The 13,377-nt window shown below is 71.2% G+C and carries 9 protein-coding genes; 4 read left to right on the forward strand and 5 right to left on the reverse strand.

All coding sequences use genetic code 11. From position 1 onward, the window contains the following. Positions 1–118: 118 nt before the first annotated feature. Complete coding sequence (locus F9B16_RS37625) at positions 119–661, forward strand: carboxymuconolactone decarboxylase family protein (RefSeq protein WP_151545002.1); 543 nt, start codon at positions 119–121, stop codon at positions 659–661. 835 nt (positions 662–1,496) lie between these two features. Here the strand turns inward: F9B16_RS37625 and guaA are convergent. After that, positions 1,497–3,065 carry a glutamine-hydrolyzing GMP synthase gene (gene guaA, locus F9B16_RS37630; protein WP_192809183.1) on the reverse strand — a complete coding sequence of 523 codons (1,569 nt, stop codon included), beginning with the start codon at positions 3,063–3,065 and terminating at the stop codon, positions 1,497–1,499. Between the two features lie 228 nt (positions 3,066–3,293). Between guaA and F9B16_RS37635 the strand changes: the two genes are divergently transcribed. After that, a complete protein-coding gene (locus F9B16_RS37635) occupies positions 3,294–4,271 on the forward strand; it encodes a zinc metalloprotease (RefSeq protein ID WP_192809184.1) in 978 nt (325 codons plus the stop codon). 1,370 nt (positions 4,272–5,641) lie between these two features. Here F9B16_RS37635 and F9B16_RS37640 read toward each other — a convergent pair. After that, the gene (locus F9B16_RS37640) at positions 5,642–6,376 is read right to left on the reverse strand and encodes a DNA alkylation repair protein (RefSeq protein WP_151545004.1); all 735 of its coding nucleotides are present in this window, start codon (positions 6,374–6,376) and stop codon (positions 5,642–5,644) included. A 247-nt stretch (positions 6,377–6,623) separates the two neighbouring features. On the opposite strand from F9B16_RS37640, the gene F9B16_RS37645 reads away from it, so the two are divergent. Next, complete coding sequence (locus F9B16_RS37645) at positions 6,624–7,535, forward strand: zinc metalloprotease (protein WP_192809185.1); 912 nt, start codon at positions 6,624–6,626, stop codon at positions 7,533–7,535. 804 nt (positions 7,536–8,339) lie between these two features. On the opposite strand, the gene F9B16_RS37650 is transcribed toward F9B16_RS37645, so the two are convergent. Both F9B16_RS37650 and F9B16_RS37655 read right to left on the reverse strand, forming a co-directional pair. Then, complete coding sequence (locus F9B16_RS37650) at positions 8,340–10,097, reverse strand: GMC oxidoreductase (RefSeq protein WP_151545005.1); 1,758 nt, start codon at positions 10,095–10,097, stop codon at positions 8,340–8,342. 2 nt (positions 10,098–10,099) lie between these two features. Then, positions 10,100–11,680 (reverse strand): succinic semialdehyde dehydrogenase, encoded by a 1,581-nt coding sequence (locus F9B16_RS37655; RefSeq protein WP_151545006.1) that lies wholly within the window; start codon positions 11,678–11,680, stop codon positions 10,100–10,102. A gap of 289 nt (positions 11,681–11,969) precedes the next feature. Here F9B16_RS37655 and F9B16_RS37660 point away from each other — a divergent pair, with 289 nt between their 5' ends. After that, positions 11,970–12,944, forward strand: coding sequence for a TetR/AcrR family transcriptional regulator (locus tag F9B16_RS37660; protein ID WP_225992292.1), 975 nt, complete (start codon positions 11,970–11,972; stop codon positions 12,942–12,944). 208 nt (positions 12,945–13,152) lie between these two features. Here F9B16_RS37660 and F9B16_RS53070 read toward each other — a convergent pair. After that, a partial coding sequence (locus F9B16_RS53070; protein WP_225992293.1) for a hypothetical protein occupies positions 13,153–13,377 on the reverse strand: 225 nt, incomplete at its 5' end.

The following is a 13,377-nucleotide window of genomic DNA, read 5'->3' on the forward strand; positions in this document are numbered from 1 at the left end:
CTTCACCCCGCCGGCCGGCCCGCCCACGGCGCCCGCGACGCGCCGCGGCGGCCCGCCCCGGTCCCGACGGCCGGTCGCACCCGCGCGGCCGGCCGTCCGCACGAAAGGACTCAAGATCATGAGCGTTGACGCGCTGAAGGGCGCCCTCCCGGGCTACGCCAAGGACACCAAGCTCAACCTCGGCTCGCTGACCTCCACCTCGCAGCTCTCCGAGCAGCAGCTGTGGGGCACCGTGCTGGCCTGCGCCCTCGCCACCCGGAGCGCCACCGTCATCCGCGAGCTCGCCGAGGACGCCGGCGACTACCTGTCCGCCGAGGCGTTCGAGGCCGCCAAGGGCGCCGCGTCGATCATGGCGATGAACAACGTGTACTACCGCGCCACGCACCTGATCGGCGACGAGACGTACGCGACCCTCCCCGCCAAGCTCCGCATGTCGATCATCGGCAAGCCCGGCGTGGACAAGGTCGACTTCGAGCTCTGGTGCCTCGCCGTGTCCGCCATCAACGGCTGCGGCCGGTGCCTGGAGTCGCACGAGAAGGTCGTCCGCGAGGCCGGCCTGTCGCGCGAGCTCGTCCAGGAGGCCCTGCGGATCGCCGCCGTCGTGAACGCGACCGCCGCGACCCTCGACGCCGAGGCCGCCCTGGCCCCCGCCACGGTCTGACACCTCCCCGCAAACCGTGAGGCCCGAGTGCACCCCCGCACCCGGGCCTCACGTTTCCGCCTAACCACCCCAGCCCCCGCTCACCCAAGCCTCGCTCCCCTCCCGCACACTTCCTCTACGACCGCCCACCTCGCGCAGCGCCGGAACACCCGCCCCCGCTCCACCACCCCAGGCCACCCCCGGGCCACACTCCCCGGGCCGCCCCGGGCCACCCCGGGCCCCTGGGCACCCGGGCACCCGGGCACCCCGAGCTAGCCACCCCCGAGCTAGCCATCCCGAGCCACTCCTAGCCACCCGCCACAGCGTCACACGACCACGCCGCCACAAATCAAACCGCGACTCCACCGTGGCACCACGAGCCCACAACCTCACTCCCCAAGCGCCCCCACCGCCACAGCACCACGCGTTCACAACATCGCGCCACGAGGGGTCACGCCGACACGCGGCACAGCATCACGCGGGCACGCCCACGAAGTCACGCGCCACGAGCCCACACCGCCACAGGACCACGCGTTCCTACCACCACGCGAGCACACCGTCACGGCGCCACAGCATCACGCTTCCACGCGCCCACAGCGCCACACCGTCACAGCACCACGAGGCACAGCCACGCCATCCCGCGACCACGGCATCACGCTGTCAAGCGACGCGAAGCCATACCCTCACGCCGCCGTGGCATCACGAGCCCAAAGCCACGCCGCCACGCCGCCACGCCGCCACGCCGCCACGCCGCCACGCCGCCACGGCATCACGAGGCCTCAGCGACACGTGGTCAAGCAGTCACGAGGAAGAAGCCCCAGGGCCACGGCCATAGGGCGCCAGGAGGCGCACGGGGTCACTCCCACTCGATGGTGCCCGGCGGCTTGGACGTGATGTCCACGGCGACGCGGTTGACCTCGCGGACCTCGTTGGTGATCCGCGTCGAGATCTTCTGCAGCAGGTCGTACGGGAGCTTCGCCCAGTCGGCCGTCATCGCGTCCTCGCTGGTCACGGGGCGCAGCACGATCGGGTGGCCGTACGTCCGGCTGTCGCCCTGGACGCCCACGGACCGGACGTCGGCGAGGAGCACCACCGGGAACTGCCAGATGTCGCGGTCCAGGCCCGCGCGGGTCAGCTCCTCGCGGGCGATCGCGTCCGCGTCGCGCAGGATGTCCAGCCGGTCGCGGGTCACCGCGCCGATGATCCGGATGCCGAGGCCGGGGCCGGGGAACGGCTGCCGCCAGACGATCTCCGACGGCAGGCCGAGCTGCTCGCCGAGCGCCCGCACCTCGTCCTTGAACAGCGTCCGCAGCGGCTCCACCAGCTTGAACTGCAGGTCCTCCGGCAGCCCGCCGACGTTGTGGTGCGACTTGATGTTCGCCGCGCCGGTGCCGCCGCCGGACTCCACGACGTCCGGGTAGAGCGTGCCCTGGACGAGGAACTCGACGGGCTCCGCCGCGTCCTCGCCGACGATCTCCCGCGCGGCCTCCTCGAACACCCGGATGAACTCGCGGCCGATGATCTTCCGCTTCTCCTCCGGGTCGCTCACCCCGTCCAGGGCGGCGAGGAAGCGGTCCTGCGCGTCCACGACGTGCAGGTTCACCCCGGTGGCCGCGACGAAGTCCTTCTCGACCTGCTCCGGCTCGCCCTTGCGCAGCAGCCCGTGGTCGACGAACACGCAGGTCAGCTGGTCGCCGATGGCGCGCTGGACGAGCGCCGCGGCGACCGCGGAGTCGACGCCGCCGGACAGCGCGCAGATCGCCCGCTTGCCGCCGACCCGCTCCCGGACCGCCTCGATCGACTCGTCGGCGATGTTCACCATCGTCCAGTTCGGCCGACAGCCCGCGCCCTCGTAGAGGAACCGCCGCAGGATCTCCATGCCGTTCTCGGTGTGGAGCACTTCCGGGTGGAACTGCACGCCGAAGAAGCCGCGCGACCGGTCCTCCATGCCGGCGACCGGCGTCACGTCCGTGCTCGCCGTGACCGTGAACCCGGCGGGCGCCTCCCGGACGAAGTCGCGGTGCGACATCCACACCGCCTGCTCGTTCGGCAGCCCGGCGAACAGCATCCCCGGCGAGGTCACGGCGACCGTCGCGCCGCCGTACTCGGCGACGTCGGAGTTCTCCACCGTCCCGCCGAGCGCCTGCGCCATCACCTGGTGGCCGTAGCAGATCCCGAGCGTCGGCACGCCCAGCTCGAAAAGGCCGTCCGGCGCCGCCGGTGCGCCCTGCTCGTACACCGACGCCGGCCCGCCCGACAGGATGATCGCCTTCGGCCGCTTGGCGAGCATCTCCGCCGCCGGCATGGTGGACGGCACGATCTCGCTGAACACATGGCACTCACGGACCCGCCGCGCGATCAGCTGCGCGTACTGCGCGCCGAAGTCGACGACGAGAACGGTGTCAAAGGACTGGTCTACGGCCACCAACAACGCCTTTCGCACGGGCCCGGAAAGAACTCCAGTCTACGGGGCCGCATCCAGGGCCGATGCGCGCGCCCGGGTCACGCCGGTCACATTGGGCGACTGGCCGAAAACGGTCGGCATCCGTTTACCTTGATCACACGCGCAGCAGGACTTCTCTCTGATACGTCTTGATAACGCCCTGTGTCCAGTCGCTGTCCGTACGCATTCAGCGTCCTCCCTAGGAGTGTCGTGAAGCTGCTCGCCGCCGCCGCCCTCATCGCCGCCCTCGTCCCCGCCGTACCGACCGGTCCGGCCGGCGTGAGCGCCACGGCCGTGAGAGCACACCCCGACGCGCCGCAGGCCGCCTCCCCGAACTCCTGCGCCGCACCGTCGAACGCACGGCTCCGGCGGCCCGACGCGCACGTGCGGGAGCGCAACGCCCTCACTCCTTCGGAGTCCGCGAACGTCGAGCAGCGTCTCGGCCGGGCCCTCAAGAGCCTCGGCCTCGGCGCCATGGACCGGCCGGACGACCAGTCCACCCCGACCGACCTGCGCGCCGCCGGCAAGATCAGCGTCCCGGTGTACTTCCACGTGCTGCACGACGGCTCCACCGGCAACGTCCCCGCCTCCGTGGTCAAGCGGCAGATCAGCGTGCTGAACGCGTCCTACGGCGGCCGTTACGGCGGCGCCAACACCCGCGTGACGTTCCACCTGAAGCAGATCAGCCGCACCGACAAGGCATCCTGGTTCAACGAGCCGGAGCGCTACGAGGGCACCTACAAGCCGAAGCTCCGCAAGGGCGGCAAGGGCACGCTGAACCTCTACAGCGCCCGCATCGGCGGCGACCTGCTCGGCTGGTCCACCTTCCCGTGGAAGTACAAGTCCGAGCCCAAGATGGACGGCGTCACCATCCACTACGGCAGCATGCCGGGCGGCCCCATCGACAACTTCAACCGCGGCTTCAGCGCCACCCACGAGGTCGGCCACTGGCTCGGGCTCTACCACACGTTCCAGGACGGATGCGGTGGCAAGGGCGACCGGGTCTCCGACACCCCGGCCGAGCGCGACCCCACCAACGGCTGCCCGTCCGGCAAGGACACCTGCCCCGCGCCCGGCAACGACCCCGTCCACAACTTCATGGACTACAGCTACGACACCTGCATGACCTCCTTCACCGCCGGCCAGGGCGCCCGCATGCACAAAGTCTGGGCCGCCTACCGCCGCTAACCCCGCCCCAGCCCCGAACCCACCACGCAAGCACACCCCAAGCGCCGCCACACAACAAAGCCACCCGCACAACGCCACCACGCCCACGCCCACGCCCACGCCCACGCCCACGCCCACGCCCACGCCCACCAAGCGTCAGCAATTAGCCGCCCTGCAGCACAGACCCGATAGCCCAGCCATCAAGCACAGCCGCTAAGCACACAGACAGGACAGCCCTAGCAGCCCGCAAGACAGCCGCCCCACGCCCACACAGCACGGCCGTCTAACACACCCATACAGCGCCACCGGGCCGCGCCTCGTCGAAGGGCAAAGCGCGACCGCGGCAACCGTGCCCACCAGCGCACCAGTGGAGCGCCACCTCCACGGCCAGCTCCGGCGATGCAGGGCCCAGGTCCGCCCTACACCGCCAACGAGCAACACCCACGCAGCTGCAACACGGCACCCGCCGCACGCCCCCACGCAGCAACTCCCGCCGCACGCCCCCCGCGGAGTGGGTTCCCCCAGCACGGCCTGCGAGATGAACACACAGCCCAACCATGGGCCACCCCAGCGGTTCAGCACCTGGTGCAGCCCAGGCGCACAGCCCGACCAGGCAGCACGACTCCAGGCAAGCATCCTCCGGCAGTCCGACCGAGCAGCACGCCCATGCAGCACGACACAAAAGACCGCCGTTCATCCCGCGCCGCCACCCAGCCGGTCGACGCGCCCCTGCTCTACACCCCAGCGGCCCCAACGCGCAGCCCGCATGCAGCGAGGCGTGAGCGAAAGCATGCCGAGCGGTCGTTTCGAGGCAGTCATTCGAGGCCATCGCGCAGCGGGTGCCCAGCGCGGATGGGGACAGGCACGCGCGCCGAACACGCGGGCGGGCACGCAACCCGAACACGCGGGCGCACGCACGGGCAGGCATGCGGGACGCACACACGAGTCGGCCCCGCAGCCCAGGCACGCAAACCAGGCACCGACGCCGGGCGCGCGGGACGGACACGTGGGGCAGGCACGCAGGCCAGCCACAGCGCGGCAGGCACGCAGGCCGCACACGCAGGCCGCGCATGTGACCGCGCACACGTAGGCATACACGTGGCGGGCACGCAGGCTGGGCATGCGTAGATGTACACGTGGGGCGGGCACGCAGGCCAGGCACGGCACGCAGGCCAAGCTCCGCAGGCAGGCCAAGCTCCGCAGGCAGGCCAAGCTCGGCAGGCACGCAGGCCGGGCACATAGGCCACGCCCACGTAGACGTACACGTGGCGGGCACGCAGGCCGGGCACGCGTAGACGTACACGTGGGGCGGGCAAGGCGGACAGCGACGTCGGACGGGCATTACGGGCGCAGGCGGGCGAGCGCGCAAGGCGGTGCGGCTAGGCGGGGGATCAGCGCGTTCTGTAGGCAGTGAGCAGCCGGTCGGCGTCGGGGGCTGGCAGGCGGCGGACGGCCTCGCGGAACGTCACGCCGGAGACGTCGGCGATGTGCCGCTCCACCCATGCCACCACCCAGGCGGGGTCTGTCTTCGACAGCTCTCGCAGCACCCACCCCAATGCCTTTCGTATGAAGAACTCCTTCTCGTCTATGAGGACGTCTCCATATCTCGTGAGCCGGTCCAGGTCGGGGGTTCCAGAGCGGACGCCAGGCAGCAGCGCCAGGAGCGACGTGCGCCGGATCCACATGTAGGGATCGCGGACCCACGCGTCCAGCACCGCCGCCAGTTCCGAGTAGCGGACGATCAAGCGGCCGACGACCTTCTCGGCGAGATGGTCGACCTGCGCCCAGCTCTCCGAGTCGCGAATGAGGTGCTCGACCACGGCCAGATCGCCGGGCTCGAGCAGCTCGACTCGCTTGGCCAGCACTTCAATGGCAGCCATGCGGGCCTCGTGGACGGGACGACCATCGTCCGTCGCCGTCCACAGCGCGTCCACGAGCCCGAGCAGCTCGTCTCGCGCGGGCCGCACTCTGACCGCGGCGAGAGCGATCTTCCGCAGCGCCGGGACGGGGACTCCGATGTGCGCGAGGTCGCTCTTCAGGTAGCGCTTCTCGCTGTCGGCTCGCACCGGATCGGCCTGGGCGCGCAGCTCGCCCAAGATCCGCTCGGCCTCGATCCCGGCATCCATGTGAAGACGCTACGCCGCCCGTCCGACATTCCGGTGCGGACGCCGGCGGCTCGACGATCCGGCGGTCACGTTATCCCGCCGGTCTGACATTCCGGCGCTCGCGCTACGGCGCCGCATTCCGCATTTTCCGTCCCTATTCGTCCAGGTTTGCCAAAGACGCGCCTCTTGTCGGCAATCACCCTAGTTCCAGCGATGACTCCGCTCCCCCGCGCGCCCCTCACCGGACGCGCCGCCCCCAAGGAGTTCCATGAAACGCGCTGGAATCGCCACCGCCATCGGGATGCTCGCCGCGTTCACGGCGTACGCGCCCGCGGCCGCCCCCGCCCTGTCCGCTCCCGTTCCGGGTGCGAAGTGCAGTTCCGAGACGGCCGCCGCGCAGGCCCGCGTCCGTGCCGGCTCCCACGCCACTGAACGGCACCAGCCCGGGACCGCCAAGGTCGCGGCGATGGAGAAGGACTTCCACGACCGTCTCGGGCAGCTCGCCACGTCTGGCCGCCTCAAAGCAGCCGCCGCCTCGATGACCGTACGAGTGCACTTCCAGGTCATCACCAGCGGAAGCACAGGCTCGCTGTCCGACGCGACGCTCAACAAGCAGCTCAGCGTCCTCAACGCCGCCTATGCGTCGAGCGGCGTCGCCTTCACCCTCGCCTCCATCAAGCGGACGAACAACGCGGCATGGTTCTCCGACCCCGAGGGCAACGAGACCGCCATGAAGAACACGCTCCACACCGGTACCGCCCAGGACCTCAACCTCTACACCGCAGACCTGGGCGACAGCCTCCTCGGCTGGGCCACATTCCCCAGCGACTACCGATCCAAGCCCAAGATGGACGGCGTCGTCATCCACTACCAGAGCGTCCCCGGCGGATCGCTCACCAACTACAACGAGGGCGACACGGCGACCCATGAGGTCGGCCACTGGATGGGCCTGTACCACACGTTCCAGGGCGGCTGCAGCGGCCAGGGCGACCGGGTCTCCGACACCCCCGCCGAGCAGAGCCCCGCCTCGGGTTGCCCCACAGGCCGTGACACCTGCTCCTCGTCCGGACTGGACCCCATCCACAACTTCATGGACTACAGCTACGACTCCTGCATGTACGAGTTCACGCCGGGCCAGACCCAGCGCATGCGCGACCAGTGGGCCGCCTACCGCGCCTGACCCGACCCGTCCCGGCGCCGGAGACCCACCCCCTCCGGCGCCGGGTACGCCCCTTCCGCGACGTCAGACGCGTACGAAGGGGAGGTCCCAGCACTATCCCCGGCCAGCCCGCCTGCAGCCCACGCGCGTCGCCAGGGACGACTCCGCCAGACGACACAGATGACGGCCTCACCCTCGCCATAAGGACGACTGACCGAGGGGCGGATTCCCCTCTCCAGGGGAGCTTGGCGCGTCAGCTTTGCCTACCGGCGTGATGACGTCCCTAGCCGCTGCCCCACACAAGCGGGTGAGCACGACACCACAGCCCCGCGCCGCCCGGCCTCTCCAGCCCGATCTCCCGTACCACGGCGCCCCACCACCGCCCCCGACACTACGGACCCCGGCACCACGGACCCCGCACCACGGCCTCCCACATCCCGGTATCTGCAGCCCGATTTCCGCAGCTCGGTCTTCAGCACTGCGGCGCCAGCACCGCGACGCTCACCGCCGACGCTCAGTGCCGCGACGCTCACCGTCGACGTCCAGTGCCACGGCATTCAGCGTCGCTCTGCACGCGCCCGCGACCCGGGGCGTGGCCTGGGGTCATCCGATCTGGGGCGGACGCCGGGCGGCGCCAGGCCGGCCCGACCAGCGCCGGCGGCTCGGCGTCAGCGCCACCTGGCCACGTCGGGCGAAGTTATCCACAGAATGACGTTCTACTTCCCCGGCCGTGAGCGCTGCGTGAGCATGGGACGCGGTGGGCCTGCCAGGACAAGCCGGCCGCGTCCCGGTTCGGAGGCGGGGACGAACCGGAACGTGAACCGGTCAGGTGATCTCGGCAATAGGAAGGTGGAGTGCCGCTGGAGCATCGATGGGAACGACGGGGTTCTTAGGAAGGACGGGGGTGATTCTTCGATAGGTGTCGCCCAGCTCGGGGCGGGTGTCGGCCTCGCCCCGGTTGGGCCAGAGGGACATCGCGCGTTCGGCCTGTGCGGTGATCGTGAGGGACGGGTTGACGCCGAGGTTGGCGGAGACCGCCGAGCCGTCCACGATGTGCAGGCCGGGGTGCCCGTACACCCGGTGGTAAGCGTCGATGACGCCGGATTCGGCGGAGTCGCCGATGGCGCAGCCACCGAGGAAGTGCGCGGTCATCGGGATGTCGAACAGATCGCCCCAGGTGCCGCCGGCGATCCCGCCGATCTCCTCGCCCATCAGCCGGGTCGCCTGGTGCCCCTCGGGGATCCAGGTGGGGTTCGGCTCCCCGTGCCCCGCGGACGCGCGGACGTCCCAGCCGAACGGGCCCTTCTTCGGGCGGAGGGTGATCGAGTTGTCCCGGGACTGCATGACCAGCGCGATCACCGTCCGCTCCGACCAGTGCCGCACGTCGAAGAGCTGGATCAGGTCACGGGGGCGGCGCACTGCCTCGCGCGCGAACTTCAGGATCCGGGGGATATGCCGCTCGCCGGGCCGGTCCCCGTCGATCAGCAGGGTCTGCAGCCCGGCGAGGAGGTTGGACCCGCGGCCGTAGCGGACGGGCTCTATGTGGGTCTCGGGAGTCGGATGGAAGGAGGAGGTGATCGCCACGCCCTTGGAGAAGTCCGGGCCGGGCGCGCCGTTGCCGCGGCCGCCGCCGAGGATGGCCTCGGAGTTGGTGCGGGTCAGCACGCCGAGCCGCTCGGACAGGCGCGGGAGCAGCCCGGTGCTCTTGAGCTTGTGCAGCAGCTTCTGCGTGCCGTAGGTGCCGGCCGCGAACACCACCTGCTCGGCGGTGAGCGTCTTGCGGTTGCGCCCGAACGACCCGGTCCGCACGATCTCGACGGCGTAGCCGCCTGCCGGCAGCGGCTTCACCGAGGTCACGCGGCTGAGCGGCATCACCCGGGCACCGGCCTTCTCGGCGAGGTACAGGTAGTTCTCGGTGAGCATGTTCTTCGCGCCGTGGCGGCAGCCCACCATGCACTCGCCGCACTCCATGCAGCCGCGGCGGCGGGGGCCCACGCCGCCGAAGAACGGATCGCCGCTCTCGATGCCCGCACCACGACCGAAGTAGACCCCCACCGGGGTCTTGACGAAGGTGTCGCCCGCGCCCATCCGGTCGGCGACCTCCTTCATGACCTTGTCCGCCTCGGTCGTGGTCGGGTTCTCCACGACGCCCAGCATCCGCTTCGCCTGGTCGTAGTAGGGGGCGAGCTCGTCCTGCCAGTCGGTGATGTGCGCCCACTGCCGGTCCCGGAAGAACGGCTCTGGCGGGACGTACAGGGTGTTGGCGTAGTTGAGCGATCCGCCGCCCACGCCCGCACCGGCCATGACCAGGACCCGGCTCGACTTCGCGCCGCGGATCAGGTGCAGCCGCTGCATCCCGGTGAGGCCGAGCGCGGGCGCCCACAGGTAGCGGGAGACACGCCAGTTCGTCTTCGGCAGTGCGGGGTACCGGGCGCCGGGGGCCGCGGTGGGGTCCGTGTCGAAACGGCGACCCGCCTCGATCACGCCGACCTTGTACCCCTTCTCGGTCAGCCGCAGCGCCGAGACGCTGCCGCCGAACCCTGACCCGACGACGAGCACGTCGAAGTCGTGCTTCACGGCCATCCTTACTTGATCCGCAGCTTCTTCATCAGCTTGATGCCGGTGGCCATGACGTCGGCGAACTTGTCGTAGCCGATGGAACCGGGCGGCTCAAGGTCCATGATGTGCTGGCTCGCAACGGTCTGCACCTCGGTGAACTTCAGCATGCCCTCGGCGCCGTGGCGGCGGCCCACGCCGGACTGCTTCATCCCGCCCATCGGCGAGTCGTAGGAGGCGTAGGCGGCACCGTACCCGTCGTTGATGTTGACGGTGCCCGCCTGGATCCTGGCGGCGAGCCGGCGGGCCCGCGCGGGGTTCTTCGTCCACACCGAGGCGTTCAGCCCGTAGGCGGTGTCGTTGGCGCGGGCGACGACCTCGTCCTCGTCCCGGTACTTGTAGATCGCGACGACCGGGCCGAACGTCTCGCTGGCGCACAGGTCCATGTCGCCGTTGACGTCGGCGAGGAGCGTCGGCTCGTAGAACAGCGGGCCGACGTCGGGGCGGGCCTTGCCGCCGGCGAGGACGGTCGCGCCCTCCTTGACGGCCTGGTCGACGTGCCGCGTCACCGCGTCGAGCTGGCGCTGGTAGGTCAGCGAGCCCATCTCGGCCTCGAAGTCGAGGCCGGTGCCGAGCTTCATGCCCTTGACCAGCTCGAGGAGGCGCGGGACGAACCGGTCGTAGATGTCCTCGTGGACGTACATCCGCTCGATCGAGATGCACAGCTGCCCGGCGTTGGTGAAGCACGCGCGGATGGCGCCGCGCGCGGTCCGCTCGACGTCGGCGTCCGCCATCACGATCATCGGGTTCTTGCCGCCGAGCTCCAGCGAGTACGACACCAGCCGGGGGGCGACGCGCTCGGCGATCGCCTTGCCGCCGCGGGTGGAGCCGGTGAACGACACGTAGTCGGCGTTGTCGATCAGCGGGTCGCCGATCTCGCCCGGGTCGCCGACGACGATCTGCCACACGTCGCGTGGCAGCCCCAGCGCGACCAGCAAGTCCAGCACCCACAGGCTGGACAGGCACGTCTGGGTGTCCGGCTTGTGGATCACAGCGTTGCCCGCCATGATCGCTGGCGCGATGTCGCTGGCGCCGAGCGCGAACGGGTAGTTCCACGGAGAGATCAGCGCGACGACGCCCTTGGGGTGCCGCAGCTCCTGCACGCGGGTGAGGCCCGGCATCATGCCCTGCCTGCGGCGCGGCTTCAGCAGCTTCGCGGCACGGCGGGCGTAGTAGAGCGAGCAGAGCGCCACGTCGAGGAATTCCTCCATCGCGTGGCGGCGCGCCTTGCCGGTCTCGAGCTGGATGATGTCCAGGATCTCTTCTCGCCGGTCGACCAGCGCGTCCGACAGCCGCAGGAACGGCTTTACGCGCTCGCTCACCGGCAGCGCGGCCCACGCGCGCTGCGCCTCGCGGGCCCGCTCGTAGGCGGCCTGGACATCGCCGGCCCCGGTGACCGGGACCGTCGCGAGCGGCTCGCCCGTGAACGGGCTGGGGATCGTCACCGTCTCGGCGCCGCCCGAAGCGACATGCGCGGCCAGCCGGTCGATCAGGGACTGCGGGAGCTTGTGCTCTGCCTCGCCTTTGGCAGGGACCGTCGGGGATGCCATGCAGGCAGGGTATGACCCCCCGGCCATTTTTGGCTACCCGCAGGTAACAGGGCACTTGCCGTGAAATGCCCCACCTTCCTTGGGTTTCTCCGTCCGGCAGTGACAACCGTCCACCGAACGGACCGTTCCAACCCCGGCGGAGTTGCGCAACTCCGGGACTGACCGCGTCCGACCGGTGTATTCCGAGAACAGGAGGAGAATCCGGCGCCCATCCCGCCGCTCCCGGACGTCCGCTGCCGCGCGTCAGGAGCGCCGTGGACGCGCGCCATGGCAGCGGAGGGAACAGCACATGAACGACGCCCACGGCGACCTACGGCCCGAGGGTGACCCGACGGACGCGAGCGACCCCCGCTCCCCGCGCCCGCCCAGCGGCGGCAGCACGAGCCCGTCCGCACCCCCCACAGAGACCACCGCCGGCACGGTCACCCTCCCGGGCGGCCCCACCGGCGGAGGAGCTCTCGCCACGACGACCCGCCCCGGCGAGCTCGGCAACGGTACGTCCCCGCGCACCACCGTCCCCGCCGCCAGGGCGGGCGAGCCGGAGAACGGAAGGCCGCCGGGCATGCCCGGCGGAACGCCGCCTCCCGGCTTCGGCGGCGGTTCCGTGGCCACCGAACCCCGAACACTCCAGCGAGACGCCGACCAAGGCCGGCGACCCGCCAGCGGACGAGAGCGCCACCTGAACGCGCGGCAGGAGCGCCGGGAGCAGACACGAACCGCCCTGTTGTCGGCCGCCGAACGTCTGTGGGCGGAGCGCGGCATCCACGGCGCCTCGCTCGACGACATCGCCGCCGCCGCCGGGCTCACCAAGGGAGCGGTGTACTCCAACTTCGCCGGTAAGACGGATCTGCTGCTGGCCCTGCTCGAACGCTTCACCAGCGACCGGCTCGGCACCGACGTCTGCGACGAGCTGCGGTCCGCCGACCAGTCACGCGACGACGCTGAGCGCGCGGGCCGCAACGCCTCGCGCGACGGCTCCGACGACCCCGCCCGCAGGCTAGCGCTCCTGCTGGTGGAGTTCTGGCTGTACGGCATGCGGGACTACGCGGCGGGCTGGCGGATCGCCGACTGGTACGCCGAGCGCCGCGCCCACCTGGCCAGCGAGTTGCGCGACGTGGACGGCATCGCCCCGTCCGAGCGCGCGGCCCTGGCGATGGCCCTGGACTTCGGCCTGGCTTTCCAGCACCTGCTCGACCCCGACCGCGTCCCGGCCGACCTCTATTCGACCGGCATCGACCTGATGCTGGGCCGAGCAGCCAGCTAGGCCCCCGGCCACCGCGGTGCCGCCGGGCGGGCTGGCCCGCTCACCCACCCCGACCGACCACCGCCCAGCCCGACCGGCCGCGCAGCCAGCGCGGTCGGTCCACGCAGGTCGAGCGCTCCCCCATTCGCCCCAGCCAGCCCCGCCGGCCAGGCGGGGGACCTGGCGCGGACGGCCCCTCGCCACCCAACGCGGCTGGTCAGCCGTCCGGTCAGCGCGCCGTCCGAGTCCGGATAGCGCCGCGGCCCAGGCAGCTGAGTCGCCCGGGCAGCTGAGTCGCCCGGGCGGCGCGGACGGGCAGCGCGGACGGGCAGCGCGGACGGGCAGCGCGGACGGGCAGCGCGGACGGGCAGCGCGGACGGGCAGCGCGGACGGGCAGCGCGGACGGGCAGCGCGGACGGGCAGCGCGGACGGGCAGCGCGGACGGGCAGCGCGG

It is taken from the genome of Actinomadura montaniterrae, from assembly GCF_008923365.1.
GTDB classification, from domain to species: Bacteria; Actinomycetota; Actinomycetes; order Streptosporangiales; family Streptosporangiaceae; genus Spirillospora; species Spirillospora montaniterrae.